Raw genomic sequence first — 13,260 nt, forward strand, 5'->3', positions numbered from 1 at the left:
GATTAATGGAGATCAACCGGAGCGTCCTCGGTATCGTCATTGTGAGTAACCAAACGGGCGAACTCGCCGCCAAGTCTGGTTAGGCTATCCTTAGCAAGCTATGGTGAACCGTCGGTCCGACGGTGAACGATCTGACGAGGTGGCGGCGGTTATGCGGCGATGCATCCGGCTCACCGGCTCCCTGCGGGAGTCGTTGCGCAGCGCCGCCACGCCGATCACAGATCGTGACACGCTCCGCACCGAGGCCGGCGACGCCGAGTGACCATCGTCGTCCACCGCCGCCCGGCGCCCATCGAGCCGTTCGCACCGATCACCGCGACGCTCCGGGCCGCCTACGGTGCGAATTATCCGCTTCCGAGCCTGCTCCCCGGCCTGCTGGCCCATCACCGGCCGGACGGCTGGATCTCCGCGAGCGACCTGATCGCCGACGACGGCGACGCGCTGGCCGCACTGCTCGACTCCGCCCGCCGCCTCTGGCAGGCCCAGCCGCACGCGGCCGCCGCGCTCGCCTGGAAGCACTACGCCTACTGGGTGGCGCTACCGGCCGTGGTCGGCTGGGCCAGCGCGCGCCGCGTCCCGCTGCTGCGCCCGTCGGACACGCTGATCCGGGTGGACGATCAGGCGCCGCTGCTGCGCGTCGGGCTCTCCCCGTCCACCGAGGTCGCGGTGCTGCCGACCGATCCGCTGGCCCTCGCCGGGACTCCCGGGGTGCGCGTCGCGGCGGACGAGGCCGATCTGCTGTCGACGCTGCGCACCTCGCTGCTGGACGAACACCTCACGCCGCTGCTGGACCGGCTCCGCGGCCAGGCCCGGGTCGGCGCGCGGACCCTGCTCGGCTCGCTCGCGTCCGGCGTGGCCCAGGGGGTGCTCCGCACGGCCGACGTGCTGCCAGGCAGGACCGTGGACAACATCGAGACGCTGCTGACCTCGCTCGGCGTCGCCGACCTGGTGGAGCTGGTCCGGGCACCGGACGGCACGCTCACGGTCCAGCGCCGCACCTGCTGCCTGGCGTTCACGCTGCCGGCACCCAAGGTGTGCACCGGCTGCTGCATAAAATCCTGACGACATAGAAAAGCGGCGGGGGTACGCGTCCCCCCGCCGCTTTTTATACACAGGCTCTGTCCACAGGCTGTGGATAGAACAGGTGTATGAACGTCAGTTGTTGATGCTGGTCAGGTGCCGGACATCCCAGATCCACACCCCGTCGACCCAGGTCGGCTGGAAACCGAGGATGTCGCTCATCGCGCGGCGCATCTCGATGTCGTGCGTCTGCGGTGGCAGCATGACCAGGCCCGCCTCCCAGTAGGTCAGGTCCTCCATCGTCTGCGCGCGGCGCGCGTCGTCGACCTTCGGCACCCAGTAACCGGCCCACAGGTTGTAGAAGTACTGACTGGTGGCCCGCGGCGGCGCGGCGAACGCGCCGGTGCCGTCCACCGGGTTGCGGTACAGCCCGTAGCCGCGCGGCAGGCGCATGTCCAGCCCGGTGTAGGCGGACCAGCGCGCGGCCGCGGGGAACGTCGCGTCCGGCAGCGGCAGCGTGACGACCGTGTGCTCCTCGTCGACGTACTCCCGCCAGGTGCCGTTCGTGATGAACGCGGGCGTCGGCACCATCGGCTGGGTGAGCAGCGGCGTCGGGAAGAGCGGGACCAGTGCGGCCGCGACCAGCGCGGTGGTGACCAGCCGGACCGGGAGCACGGCCTTCGGACGGTCCAGGACCAGGCCGTTGGCCCGCTGGATGCCGATCGCGATCAGGATCGCCAGCACCGGCGCGACCGCGAGCGCCCACCGGGTCGGGACCACCGAGTTCAGGATCGGGATGCCGTGCAGCAGCTCCCACGGGCCGGAGTAGCCGGTGTCCTTGCCGATGTAGCGGATCTCCGGGCCGAGCGACATCGCGGCGAAGAGCAGCGCGACCGACGCCAGGCCGACCACCACGCGGCTCTTGCGCAGCCAGACGACCAGGCCGATGAAGAGCACCGGGACGCCCCAGCCGAAGAACGCGTTCTCCTCCGACGGGTTCTGCGTCATATACATGGAGGTCTCCCAGTCGCCGGCGATCGAACGGCGGGAGTAGTTCCAGTACGACGCGAGGTCAGCGCCGAAGTTCCGGATGTCGGTGGCGAGCCCGTGGTACGCCTGCGGGCCGAAGAACTGGATGTAGAGCGGGTACGCCAGCAGCGTCAGCGCGACCACGGCCGTCACGCCGAGGCCGGCGATGAAGGTCTTGAAGTAACGCCGGTGCTCCGCCTTGGTCAGGCCCACGATCGCGACGAACACGCCGACGCCGACCGCGGTCATGAACAGGATCTCAAGGTTGATGAACGCCTGCCACACGATCAGCAGGCCGAGCGCCACGCCGTTGCGCACCGCGCGGCCGGACTCCTTGAGACACAGAGTCCGCCAGATGATCAGCGGGATCAGGAACTGCGAGATGATGTTCGGGTGGCCGCTGGCGTGCGCGATCATGCTCGGCGCGAACGCGGCGAACAGCGCGCCGACCCACGCGGCGACCTTCGAGGTGACGAAGTGCCGGGAGAGCACGTAGTACCAGGAAACGCCGGTCAGCATCAGCGCGCCGGTGAGGAACACGTTGAACGCGATGTGCGGGCCGAAGGCGAGCGTGACCGGCGCCATCGGGATGGAGACGGCCAGCACCGACGTGTTCGCCATCAGGTTGATGCCCTCGGGCACGTTCACCTGGTACGACACGAACGGGTTGACGCCGTCGGTCACCACCCGCGCGCCGTGGGCCAGCATCCACTCGAAGAACGACTGGTCCTGGGCGTTGACGAGCTCGTGGTCGAGGTTGAACCACGCGGTGCGGGTCACGAGCCACGCCATCAGCGCGAAGCTGGCCAGCGCGGCGAGATCCAGCAGGCGCGCCCGCCACCGGGGCGAGCGCAGGCCGGAAGACCGTTCCAGATCCTGCTCGAGGAGGATCCGCTCGGCTTCGATGTCCACCGAGGGCATGGCCACCCCGAGCGGCCGGTTCGAGGGGTCGATGTCCTGAATAGTCATAGCCACGCGAGCCTAACCGAGGTTGATAACGCGTATGTCTCTATGAGCTGGGCCGGAGATGACCGTTACCCATCTCGGTGACGACGTTGGTCACGGCAGGATCACAGTTCCGTTATGCGCGCGTAGCCTCTGCGATACATGTCTCAAATAGGTCATAAATTCATGCTTGGGGCCCCGCTCAACTTTCGATCATCGGCGTTGAGTGGTTAACTTCTGGTCTCGCTGAATCCGGATCACCACATGAGGGAACCCACACATGGCAGAGCTCACCGGCGACCAGCGCGTCCAATCCGAGGTGCTCGAAGGACTTGCGACGGCGGTCAACCACCGTCAGTGGTTCGTCGAGCTGGCGATCCCGCACCTCGGGGACGACCCGATCGAGATCGGCAGCGGCATCGGGAACTACGCCGCCGCGTGGGCACCGCACGTGTCTCGGTTCACCGCCACCGAGGCGGAGCCGGACCGCCTCGTGGAGCTCAAGGAGCGCTTCGCCGACACTCCGAACGTCGAGGTGCGGGAGATGCTCCTGCCGACGTCCGAGAGCGGGTCGCACAGCGCTCTGGTCAGCTACAACGTGCTGGAACACATCGAGGACCACGTCAGCGCGCTGCGCTGCATGAAGGGTCTCGTGCGTCCCGGGGGCAAGGTCGTTCTCATCGTCCCGGCGTTCATGTTCGCCATGAGCCCCGTCGATTACGCCACCGGACACGTCCGGCGGTACACGAAGAAGACCATGCGCGCCGCGATGGAGGAGGCCGGTCTCGAGATCGAGACGCTCCACTACGCGAACGCGCTCGGTCTGATCGGCTACTACGGCGCCACCAGCATCTTCCGGCTCACGCCGAAGGAGGGGCCGATGGTCAAGTTCTACGACTCGCTCGTGCTCCCGGTCACCAAGGCCGCGGAGTCCGTGATGCGCCCGCCGTTCGGCCAGTCGGTGTTCGTCGTCGCACGTGTTCCGGAGTAATTGACTCTCGGACAACAACCGGGCCGCCCATTATTTGGACGGCCCGGTTCTGTGTCCTAGCTCACGGCTCAACTCACCCGATAAGTGGAACGCAGAGTCGCGCGCGCCAAAGTGTGGAACGCGAGATTGAAGCCCACCACTGCGGGAGAAACGTCCCAAGTAACGTCAAGTACATCAGCGTCTACTGCGTGTACCGCAAAGACGTATCGATGTTCGCGGTCCCCCGCGGGTGGCGCGGCACCACCATAGGAAAGCGTGCCGTAATCGTTACGGATGTGGAAAGCCCCCTCCGGGAGGCCGCCCTCCGTCGAGCCCGCGCCGCGTGCCAGCTCCGTCACGGACGCCGGCAGGTTCACCGCGACCCAGTGCCAGAAGCCGGAACCGGTCGGCGCGTCCGGGTCGAAACAGGTCACCACGAAGCTGCGCGTCCCGGCGGGGAAACCGGACCAGCTCAGCTGCGGGGAGAGGTTCTGACCACCCACGCTGTCGTGCGCGAACGTGTCCTCCAGCGGCTTGCCGTCCTGAAGATCCGCGCTGGTCAGCGCGAAGGAGGGCAGGGGCGGAAGAAGGTCGTACGGATCCGGGGCGAGCGGTCGCTCCAGACTCATGATCGGACTCCAATCTCTCTCGGTGGCGCGTTCACCTGCGACCGGACGCCGTCAGGTGCGACCGGGCGCCGTCAGGTGCGGCTCAGCACCACGTCGCGGCCGGCCACCACACCGGCGGCCGTCATCGGCACCAGCATGGCCCCGAGCAGCAGCAGCGGCCAGGACCACCCGCCGGTCGTGTCGTGCACGATCCCGACCAGCACCGGGCCGGCCGCGGCCAGCACGTAACCGACACCCTGCGCCATCCCGGACATCCGCGCGGCGTGCTCCGCGTCCGGCATGCGCAGCAGGATCAGGGCCAGCGCCAGGCTGATCGTGGTGCCCTGGGCCAGGCCCAGCAGCGCCGCCCAGACGAAGTCCAGCGGGCCCGCCGCCGCGCACAGCAGCCCGCCGAATCCGGCCGCATAGAACACGGCGCTGACAACGGCATACCCGATCTGCCGTTTCGTACGCCCGACCGTCACCGTGAAGGCCAGCGATCCGGCGATGCCCACCAGGTTGAAGACGGAGAGCGCATATCCGGCCCGCTCCTGGCTGCTGCCGGACGCCATCAGGATCTCCGGCAGCCAGGCGACGGTCGCGTAGTAGACCAGCGACTGGGTTCCCATGAACGCGGTGACGGCCCAGGCCAGCGGCGTACCCCGGAGGGAGATTGTGTTTTTGTGGGTGTCGGGCCGGGTTTGTGTGGAACGGCGGCGCAACAACGGCAGCCAGACGATCAGCGCCACCGCGGGCGGCACCGCCCAGAGCGCGAGCGCGGGCCGCCAGCCGTCCAGCAGCGTGAGCAGCGGCACGGCCGTGCCCGCCGCGATCGCCGCACCGGTGGACAGCGCCACCGAGTAGACGCCCATCATGGTGCCCGCCCGGTCCGGGAACTCGCGCTTGACCAGCACCGGCAGCAACACGTTCCCGCAGGCGACGGCGGCGCCGGCGACCACCGTGCCCGCGAAGAGCAGCACCATCGGGTCCGGCAACCGCAGGAGGCTGCCCGTGATCATCGCGACCAGCACCGCCACCAGCGCCGGCACAAGGCCGATCCGGCGGGCCAGCATCGGCGCGAGCGGCGCCAGCAGGCCGAAGCAGAGCACCGGCAGCGTGGTCAGCAGCGCGGCGGCCGGGCTGGACAGCCCGGTGTCCGCCCGGATGCCGGACAGCAGCGGCGACACCGCGACCACGGCCGGCCGCAGATTCGCCGCCAGCAGCACCACCGCGACCGTGACCCCGGCCCGCGCCGCGCGCCCGCTCACCACGCGCACCTCACGAGCCACGCACACCTCACGAGCCACGCGCACCTCACGAGCGGCGCACTCCGAACGACCGAAACGACGAAAGCCCCGCTGAGGAGCGGGGCTTCACGTGCGGTGCGGAGGGCCAGGGATTCGAACCCTGGAGGAGTGTCACCACCCCTAGTAGTTTTCAAGACTACCGCCATCGGCCACTAGGCGAGCCCTCCCGGTTTCGTCGGAGGTGCTTGGGCACGCTCCGCCGCCGTGGCGCCGCAAAAAAGTTCCGGCCATTGCGACGACCCCCACCAGTTTGCCAGACGGCGCGACGTAATTAGCACCCCCGGGGGCAGGGCGGCGATCACATGTTGGACAGTGCGGCCCGCAACTTTTCTACCAGCGCCGATGCGACGGTGTGCCGGGGAGCGGATGGGTATAGAAAGAGACCATGTTCGCGATCACGATCCCGGAGCCCGGTGGACCGGAAGCGCTCGTCTGGGCCGAGGTGCCGGATCCGGCGCCGGCTCGCGGCGAGGTGCTGATCGAGGTGGCGGCCGGCGCGGTGAACCGGGCCGACCTGCTGCAGCGCCAGGGGAAGTACCCGCCGCCGAAGGGCGGTTCGCCGTATCCGGGGCTGGAGTGTTCCGGCGTGATCACCGGGCTCGGCGAGGACGTGACCGGATTCGCGGTCGGCGACCGGGTCTGCGCGCTGCTGGCCGGCGGCGGTTACGCCGAGCTGGTCGCCGTGCCGGCCGGACAGGTGCTGCCGGTCCCCGCGGGCGTCGGCCTGGTGGAGGCCGCGGCGCTGCCCGAGGTCGCGTGCACGGTCTGGTCGAACCTGGTGATGGCCGCGCGCCTCACCGCGGGCGAGACTCTGCTGGTGCACGGCGGCGGGAGCGGCATCGGCACGTTCGCGATCCAGCTGGGGAAGGCGCTGGGCGTCACGGTGGCGACCACGGCCAGCGCGGGCAAGCACGCGGCACTGCGGGCGCTGGGCGCGGACCAGGTGATCGACTACCGGGCCGAGGATTTCGAGAAGCTGGTCCGGCCGGACGTCATCCTGGACATCATGGGCGGCTCCTACCTGGCGCGGAACGTGAAGGCGCTGGCGCCGGACGGGCGCATCACGGTCATCGGGATGCAGGGTGGCCGACGGGCGGAGCTGGACCTGTCGCCGCTGCTGGAGAAGCGCGGCACGCTGTTCGGGACCGCGCTCCGCTTCCGGCCCGAGGAGCAGAAGACCGAGATCGTCCGGCAGGTACGCGAGCGCGTGTGGCCGCTGGTCGCGTCCGGCGCGGTCCGGCCGATCGTGGACCGCACCGTGCCGATGCGCGACGCCGCGGAGGCGCACCGGGTGGTGGAGTCCAGCACGCACCTGGGCAAGGTGCTACTCGCCGTGTAGCAGCTTGTGCGGGCCGGGGCCGGAGGCTGCCAGCACGTCGTCCGGGTTGTAGAGCGTGCACTTCTGCAGCGACAGGCAGCCGCAGCCGATGCAGCCGGTGAGGTTGTCACGGAGCCGTTCGAGCAGCGCGATGCGCTCCTCCAGCCGGTCGTGCCAGCGGGCGGAGAGCCGTGCCCAGTCCGCCTTGGTCGGCACGCGGCCGTCCGGGAGCGAGGCCAGCGCCTCCTTGATCTCCTCCAGCGTCACACCGACCTGCTGGGACACCCGGATGAACGCGACGCGGCGCAGTTCGGAACGCTGATAACGGCGCTGGTTACCGCCGGTGCGGACCGAATGAATCAGTCCGAGTCGCTCGTAGTACCGCAATGCGGACGGCGCGACGCCGCTGCGGGCCGCCATGTCGCCGATCGTCAGCAGATCCTGCATCGCACCCCCTATGGCAAAAACAGCATTGAATGGTACGTGACGCTTTTACCAGGCCATGCAAAAACGCCCGGGGCGGACGTGCACCCGGGCGTTCTGGTCGAATGGAAGGGTCAGCGCGACGGCTTCGCCTTCGGCTTCCGGACGCGCTCGCGGGCGAGGATCCAGATCGCCTCGACGCCGTCCTTCCACGTGATCTTCTTGCCCTCCTCGCGACCGCGGGCCCGGTACGAGATCGGCACCTCGTACGGCCGGATGCGCTGGCGGAGCAGCTTGCCGGTGACCTCGGCCTCCATGCCGAAGCCGCGCGACTTGATCTCGAGCGAGCGGTAGAGCGCGACCGGCATCAGCTTGAAGCAGGTCTCCAGGTCGCCGATGTACGAGTTATACATGACGTTGGCCGCGGTGGTGACGCCCTTGTTTCCCATCACGTACCAGAAGCTGTAGGCGCTGTGGCTCCCGAACGTCCGATTTCCGTAGACGACCTCGGTGTGACCGTCGAGCACCGGCTGGAGCAGCCGGGGGATGTCATTCGGGTCGTACTCCAGGTCGGCGTCGAGGATGACCATGTATTCACCCTCGGCCGAATCCACGGCGGTCTTGATCGCGGCGCCCTTGCCCGCGTTCTTCGCGTGCTGTATCACCCGCACCCGCGTGTCATCCACGGCCGCGAGAATCTCTGCGGTACGGTCGGAGCTGCCGTCGTCGACGACCACAAGCTCGATCTCGCAGGGGTAGTCCACCGCCAGCGCCTGCTTCAACGCGTTACCCAGACGGGCTTCCTCGTTGTAAACCGGCATGAGGATCGAGAGCTTCACCGGAGGTTTCTCCACACTGCGGGACGACGAGATCGGCCATAGCCTAGCCGCAGGATCCCCTCAGTCGTAATCCCGGGTTTCGAGTCTGACGAGATCAACTTTGCGTCGCTACAGCGTATTACTTCCTCGATCCCCCATGTCTGACTAATTGCGCTTTTACCGTCACCGTTAGTGCCCCGAACAGGTGCGAGGCACTCGCACGGACCTCAGCCGACCGCCGCCGCCGGGGTCGGGCGCGCCGGGCGGAACACGCGCTTGAGCAGTGCATCCGTGTGCCAGAGCTGCTTCGGGTGGCCGACGCGGATCCAGAACCGCTCCCGTACGCCGTCGATCGCGGTGGCCGCGAGCTCGACCGCGGACGACCGCACGTCCGGGTTCCAGTTGACGTTGCCCAGGTGTCGCAGCTCCGCGTTGAGGTGCAGCCGCAGGCGACGCAGCAACCGCGTCTCCTGGGTGACCACCAACCGGCGCTCGGTCAGTACGAGCAGGAACTCCCCCTGCAGCGGCCGGTCGGGGTGCAGACATCGAGCGACCAGAACGGCGGTGTCGTCCGCTTCGACGCACCGGCGGAAGACCGGCATGTGCCGGCTGACGGTCGGGATGGCCACTCCGGCTTCGGCGGCGGCTGGCAGGAACGTTCGATAGAAGACGTCCATGCGCGTTTAACGACGTGTGAAGTGGATATGACGCGCCGCACCTCGCTCCGATGCGCGCATCGGACAGACGTCGGTGCGGTTTCCGGACAGCGGGCTGGCATGCTGGCGCGCATGACCTGGCGTGTTCCCCGATGGCTGCCCGCGGTGAAGGCCGCCGGCGGCCTCGCCTTCGTCCTGCTCGCGGTCGCACTGGCCGAGGGCGATCCGGCCCAGCTCGGCGTGGCCGCGGCGGTCTGCGCCGGCCTGCTGGCCTGGGCCGCGCGCGACGTGCTGGCCCCGGTCCGGCTCGCGACGGACGAGGACGGCCTGACCGTGGTGACCGGCTTCGCCCGCCGCGTGCGGCTGCCCTGGTCCGGGATCGAGGCGGTCCGGCTGGACACCCGGCCGCGGCTGGGCCTCCGCACGGAGACGCTGGAGATCGACACCGGCGAGGCGCTGCACGTGCTCACGAAGGCGGACCTCGGCGTACCCCCGGCCGAGATCCTGCCTTTTCTGCAGCGGCCCTAGGAGGCGGCGAGCGTCAGCGCGGCCAGCACCAGGAAGATCAGGGTCAGCGCGCCGCCCTGGACGAGCGCGCGGTTCTTCTGCGGCGCGTAGGCGAGCCCGGCCGCGGCCAGCGCGCCGATCACCAGGCCACCGAGGTGACCGGCGATCGAGATGTTCGGCACCGCGAACGTGATGACCAGGTTGACGATCAGCACGGGCAGCACCGAGGACGTGTCCCGGCCGAGGCGGCGGAGCATCACGAAGAGCGCGGCGAACAGGCCGAAGATCGCGGTGGACGCACCTGCCGAGAGACTGTCGGGGTTGAAGACCAGCGCCGCGACGTTGCCGCCGAAGCCGGCCAGCAGGTAGAGCGCGAGGAAGCGGATCGGGCCGAGCGCGATCTCCAGCTGGCGGCCGAGGATCCACAGCGCCCACATGTTCATCAGCAGGTGGATGATTCCGAAGTGGATGAACATGGCGGTGAACAGCCGGTAGTAGGCGCCGTCCCACACGCCGGGGTAGACCGTGCCGGCATCCGGCACGGCCGCGAGGTACATCGCGCCGTCCGGTAGCGGGGTGATGCTCGGGCCGATCACGGCGCCGACGTAGTGCACCACGGACGCGCCGGAGAAGAAGCTGGAACCGATCAGCGAGTCCATCCCGGACAGCACCACGCCGAGCACAGCGGCCAGGACGTTCAGTGAAATCAGGGCATTCGTGACGTATCCGGCGCGACCGGCCGCGCTTCCGCCGAAAGCGGTGCGGACCGGTCGCTGCGTACGTTTCCCCTCGGCTACGCACTCCGGGCACTGGTGGCCGACCGACGCCTCGTTCATGCAGTCGGGGCAGATCGATCGGTCGCACCTGGTGCACCGGACATACGTCTCCCGGTTCGGGTGCCGGTAGCAGACCGGGACAGTCGCCGGAACGTCACTCATGAGATCAAAAGTACGTCAGGTCAGCCGACGCGCTCGATCACGACCTTCTCGATGACCACGTCCTGCACCGGACGGTCCATCGCACCGGTCTTCGTGGTGGCGATCGAGTCGACCACGCGGGCGGACTCGTCGTCGGCCACCTGGCCGAAGATGGTGTGACGGTGGTTCAGGTGCGGCGTCGCCGAGACCGTGATGAAGAACTGCGAGCCGTTGGTGCCGGGCCCCGCGTTCGCCATCGCCAGCAGGTACGGCCGGTTGAAGACCAGCTCCGGGTGGAACTCGTCCCCGAACTTGTAGCCGGGGCCGCCGGTGCCGGTGCCGGTCGGGTCGCCCATCTGGACCATGAAGCCGCTGATCACCCGGTGCGAGATGGTGCCGTCGTAGTACGGGCCCTTGCCGGGCTGGCCGGTGCGCGGGTCCGTCCAGTCCTTGGTGCCCTCGGCCAGCTCTACGAAGTTGGCCACCGTCTTCGGGGCGTGCAGCGGAAACAGCTCGAGCCGAATCGCACCGTGGTTGGTGTGCAGGGTGGCGTATACAGCCTGGGCCACGGGTACTCCTTCGTCGGTTGGACAGTTCAGTTTCCTTGCGGAGTCTCCCATGTGACGGTTCCGCCTACACGGCGGCACCCGAAGGGGGAGGATCACAGGCAGGACAGACACCCTTACGGAGGTGGGGCTGGTGTTCGGTATCGGGCGAAGCAAAACCCGCAGCCAGTTGGTCCGGGAAGAGCTCGAAGAGGGCCTGGATCACCTGAGGCAGGCCGCGACGCACGCCGCGGAAGGCGTCGGCGCCACGGTCGGCCCGCGGGTGCACGCCGCGCGCGAGGTCGTGACGCCGGCCGCCAGGAGCGCGCGCAACGCGGCCGCCGGTGGCATCGCGGCGCTCACTCCGCTGGCCGTCGCGGCCGCGGAGAGCGCCCGGCAGGCGGGTAAGCAGGCCGGGAAGTCGAGCCGCCGGATCAAGCGCAAGAACGTCAAGGCGCTGCGACGCGCCGTTGGCCGTGAGGAGCGAGGCATGTCGCGGAACCGCAAGCTGGCCGGTCTTCTGATGATCGGCATTGCCGCGGGCGCGGCCGGCGGCATGATCATGCGCAGACGCCGGCAGCGCGAGGAAGAGCAGTGGACGACGCACGAGTCGAGCACGGCGCGCAGCGCCACCGACGCGGCGCGGCAGATGACCGAGAACGCCAAGGAGAAGCTGCACTCGGCCACGGAGTCCGCCAAGGAGACGGTCAAGAACGCGGCCGAGACCGCGAAGACCACGGCGGAGCGGGCGGCCTCCGCCATCTCGCCGGACTCCAAGGAGCCGACCGCGGATCGGATCTCCACATCGGACCGGCTGGTCACCGACCCGGCGTCGCCGTCCGCGGGGATCCGGCCGGCCGGCATGGCCAACGCGGGCAACAAGGCTCACGGCGACCCGCTGGGCGCCCAGGACCGCTGGCCCGCGGGCTGACGATCAAAAACACGGAAATGCGGCGGGGGTACGCGTACCCCCGCCGCATTTCCGTGTCGTTCTAGAGCCAGCCGTTGCGGCGGAACAGGCGATAGAGCACGACGGACGTGGTCACGAGCAGCGTGATCAGGACCGGGTAGGAGAACGTCCACCTCAGCTCCGGCATGAAGTCGAAATTCATGCCGTAGATGCCCGCGGCCGCGGTCCAGACCGTGGCGATCGCGGCCCACGAGGCGATCTTCCGCATGTCGTTGTTCTGGTCGACCGAGACCTGGGCGAGCCGCGCCTGGAGGATCGAGTTCAGCAGGTCGTCGTCGGCCGTGATCTGCTCGATCGTGCGGCTCAGGTGGTCCTGCACGTCGCGGAAGTACCGGCGGATCTCCTTCGGCACCGTGCCGCGGCTGGCGTCCGAGGTGAGCGTGAGCAGCGGCCGCTGGAACGGCACCACCGCCCGGCGGAACTCGACCAGTTCCCGCTTGAGCTGGTAGATCGACTGGATGCTGGCGCCGCCGGTCCGGGAGAAGACCTCCTCCTCCAGCGCGTCCAGATCGTCCTCGATACCGTCCGCGACCTCGATGTAGTGGTCGACGATCCGGTCCGTGACCGCGTAGGCGACCGCCCACGGGCCCTGCGCCAGCAACTCCTTGCGTGCCTCCAGATCCGTGCGAACCGGGGAGAGCTTCGCGGCATTGCCGTGCCGGACCGTGATCACGAACGTCGGGCCGATGAAGATCAGCACCTGGCCGGTCTCGACCACCTCGGAGTGCTCGGTCAGCCGGCCGTGCTCCAGGTAGCGCGCGGTGCGGCAGACCAGGAACACCACGTCGTTGAAGCGCTCCAGCTTCGGGCGTTGCTCCGCCTTGATGGCGTCCTCGACCGCGAGCTCGTGCAGGCCGTACGCCTCCGCGATCGGCGCCATCTCCTGCTCGCTCGGCTCGTGCAGGCCGAGCCAGACGAACGCGTTGGGCTGCGCGGCCGCGGCGGCGAGCGCGCCCGCGTAGTCCCACTGGCCGTCCTGGCGCACGCCGTCCACGTAGAGCGCGCAGTCCACGACCGCGCTGCGGGTCGAGGGGTCCTGGGCGGGCGTGGAACGCGGGGCTCCGTCGGCGCCGATGATCCGGGTCATCGCCCGGACCGGCGCCGTCCAGGTTCGGGAGCGGCCTCCCGAGTGTCCGTTGCCGCCGGCCGTCGCACTGTTCCGCTCAGCCATCCGCATTCACCCCCTCGTCCATGCGTTGTGTATCCCGCATGGAGGTTACGCGCGAA

The 13,260-nt window shown here is 68.9% G+C and carries 14 protein-coding genes and 1 tRNA gene; 5 read left to right on the forward strand and 10 right to left on the reverse strand.

Annotation, left to right across the window (positions count from 1 at the left end):
• The first annotated feature begins 258 nt into the window (after positions 1-258).
• The gene (locus OP04_RS40465) at positions 259-1,062 is read left to right on the forward strand and encodes a hypothetical protein (RefSeq protein ID WP_232323923.1); all 804 of its coding nucleotides are present in this window, start codon (positions 259-261) and stop codon (positions 1,060-1,062) included.
• Positions 1,063-1,155: 93 nt separating this feature from the next.
• Here the strand turns inward: OP04_RS40465 and OP04_RS40470 are convergent, their stop codons facing one another.
• A complete protein-coding gene (locus tag OP04_RS40470; RefSeq protein WP_085067165.1) occupies positions 1,156-3,018 on the reverse strand; it encodes a glycosyltransferase family protein in 1,863 nt (620 codons plus the stop codon).
• 256 nt (positions 3,019-3,274) lie between these two features.
• On the opposite strand from OP04_RS40470, the gene OP04_RS40475 reads away from it, so the two are divergent.
• A complete protein-coding gene (locus OP04_RS40475; RefSeq protein ID WP_033345309.1) occupies positions 3,275-3,985 on the forward strand; it encodes a methyltransferase in 711 nt (236 codons plus the stop codon).
• 68 nt (positions 3,986-4,053) lie between these two features.
• Here OP04_RS40475 and OP04_RS40480 read toward each other — a convergent pair whose 3' ends face one another.
• The 3 genes from OP04_RS40480 to OP04_RS54050 form a co-directional block, all read right to left on the reverse strand.
• A complete protein-coding gene (locus OP04_RS40480) occupies positions 4,054-4,593 on the reverse strand; it encodes a YbhB/YbcL family Raf kinase inhibitor-like protein (RefSeq protein ID WP_033345310.1) in 540 nt (179 codons plus the stop codon).
• 71 nt (positions 4,594-4,664) lie between these two features.
• On the reverse strand, positions 4,665-5,840 hold the full coding sequence (locus OP04_RS40485) for a CynX/NimT family MFS transporter (protein ID WP_198154157.1): 1,176 nt from the start codon (positions 5,838-5,840) through the stop codon (positions 4,665-4,667).
• A gap of 117 nt (positions 5,841-5,957) precedes the next feature.
• Positions 5,958-6,046: transfer RNA gene (locus OP04_RS54050), tRNA-Ser, on the reverse strand.
• Positions 6,047-6,264: 218 nt separating this feature from the next.
• On the opposite strand from OP04_RS54050, the gene OP04_RS40490 reads away from it, so the two are divergent.
• Positions 6,265-7,218, forward strand: coding sequence for an NAD(P)H-quinone oxidoreductase (locus OP04_RS40490; RefSeq protein WP_033345311.1), 954 nt, complete (start codon positions 6,265-6,267; stop codon positions 7,216-7,218).
• Here OP04_RS40490 and soxR read toward each other — a convergent pair.
• The 3 genes from soxR to OP04_RS40505 all read right to left on the reverse strand — a co-directional run bounded on the left by soxR (position 7,204) and on the right by OP04_RS40505 (position 9,115).
• Positions 7,204-7,644 carry a redox-sensitive transcriptional activator SoxR gene (gene soxR, locus OP04_RS40495; protein WP_033345312.1) on the reverse strand — a complete coding sequence of 147 codons (441 nt, stop codon included), beginning with the start codon at positions 7,642-7,644 and terminating at the stop codon, positions 7,204-7,206. The genes OP04_RS40490 and soxR overlap by 15 nt on opposite strands.
• 110 nt (positions 7,645-7,754) lie before the next feature.
• Entirely contained in the window at positions 7,755-8,459 is a 705-nt protein-coding gene (locus OP04_RS40500) for a glycosyltransferase family 2 protein (RefSeq protein WP_033345313.1), read from the reverse strand.
• A 206-nt stretch (positions 8,460-8,665) separates the two neighbouring features.
• Positions 8,666-9,115, reverse strand: a complete 450-nt coding sequence (locus tag OP04_RS40505) for a hypothetical protein (RefSeq protein WP_051799832.1) — start codon at positions 9,113-9,115, stop codon at positions 8,666-8,668.
• A 111-nt stretch (positions 9,116-9,226) separates the two neighbouring features.
• Between OP04_RS40505 and OP04_RS40510 the strand changes: the two genes are divergently transcribed.
• Positions 9,227-9,622, forward strand: coding sequence for a PH domain-containing protein (locus tag OP04_RS40510; protein ID WP_157241022.1), 396 nt, complete (start codon positions 9,227-9,229; stop codon positions 9,620-9,622).
• Here OP04_RS40510 and OP04_RS40515 read toward each other — a convergent pair.
• Both OP04_RS40515 and OP04_RS40520 read right to left on the reverse strand, forming a co-directional pair.
• Entirely contained in the window at positions 9,619-10,539 is a 921-nt protein-coding gene (locus OP04_RS40515; RefSeq protein ID WP_033345315.1) for a rhomboid family intramembrane serine protease, read from the reverse strand. The two genes, OP04_RS40510 and OP04_RS40515, sit on opposite strands and share 4 nt — an antisense overlap.
• Positions 10,540-10,559: 20 nt before the next feature.
• Entirely contained in the window at positions 10,560-11,087 is a 528-nt protein-coding gene (locus OP04_RS40520) for a peptidylprolyl isomerase (RefSeq protein ID WP_033345316.1), read from the reverse strand.
• Between the two features lie 121 nt (positions 11,088-11,208).
• Here OP04_RS40520 and OP04_RS50660 point away from each other — a divergent pair, with 121 nt between their 5' ends.
• On the forward strand, positions 11,209-11,994 hold the full coding sequence (locus OP04_RS50660; RefSeq protein ID WP_051799833.1) for a hypothetical protein: 786 nt from the start codon (positions 11,209-11,211) through the stop codon (positions 11,992-11,994).
• A 61-nt stretch (positions 11,995-12,055) separates the two neighbouring features.
• Here the strand turns inward: OP04_RS50660 and corA are convergent, their stop codons facing one another.
• Entirely contained in the window at positions 12,056-13,204 is a 1,149-nt protein-coding gene (gene corA, locus OP04_RS40530) for a magnesium/cobalt transporter CorA (RefSeq protein ID WP_033345405.1), read from the reverse strand.
• Positions 13,205-13,260 lie beyond the last annotated feature (56 nt).

Source organism: Catenuloplanes japonicus (assembly GCF_000717135.1).
Taxonomy (GTDB): Bacteria; Actinomycetota; Actinomycetes; order Mycobacteriales; family Micromonosporaceae; genus Catenuloplanes; species Catenuloplanes japonicus.

Coding starts and splice junctions, on each gene's coding strand:
- OP04_RS40470 (WP_085067165.1), bottom strand. CDS start 3,018: ATGACTATTCAGGACATCGACCCCTCGAACCGGCCGCTCGGGGTGGCC.
- OP04_RS40475 (WP_033345309.1), top strand. CDS start 3,275: ATGGCAGAGCTCACCGGCGACCAGCGCGTCCAATCCGAGGTGCTCGAA.
- OP04_RS40480 (WP_033345310.1), bottom strand. CDS start 4,593: ATGAGTCTGGAGCGACCGCTCGCCCCGGATCCGTACGACCTTCTTCCG.
- OP04_RS40490 (WP_033345311.1), top strand. CDS start 6,265: ATGTTCGCGATCACGATCCCGGAGCCCGGTGGACCGGAAGCGCTCGTC.
- soxR (WP_033345312.1), bottom strand. CDS start 7,644: ATGCAGGATCTGCTGACGATCGGCGACATGGCGGCCCGCAGCGGCGTC.
- OP04_RS40505 (WP_051799832.1), bottom strand. CDS start 9,115: ATGGACGTCTTCTATCGAACGTTCCTGCCAGCCGCCGCCGAAGCCGGA.
- OP04_RS40510 (WP_157241022.1), top strand. CDS start 9,227: ATGACCTGGCGTGTTCCCCGATGGCTGCCCGCGGTGAAGGCCGCCGGC.
- OP04_RS40515 (WP_033345315.1), bottom strand. CDS start 10,539: ATGAGTGACGTTCCGGCGACTGTCCCGGTCTGCTACCGGCACCCGAAC.
- corA (WP_033345405.1), bottom strand. CDS start 13,204: ATGGCTGAGCGGAACAGTGCGACGGCCGGCGGCAACGGACACTCGGGA.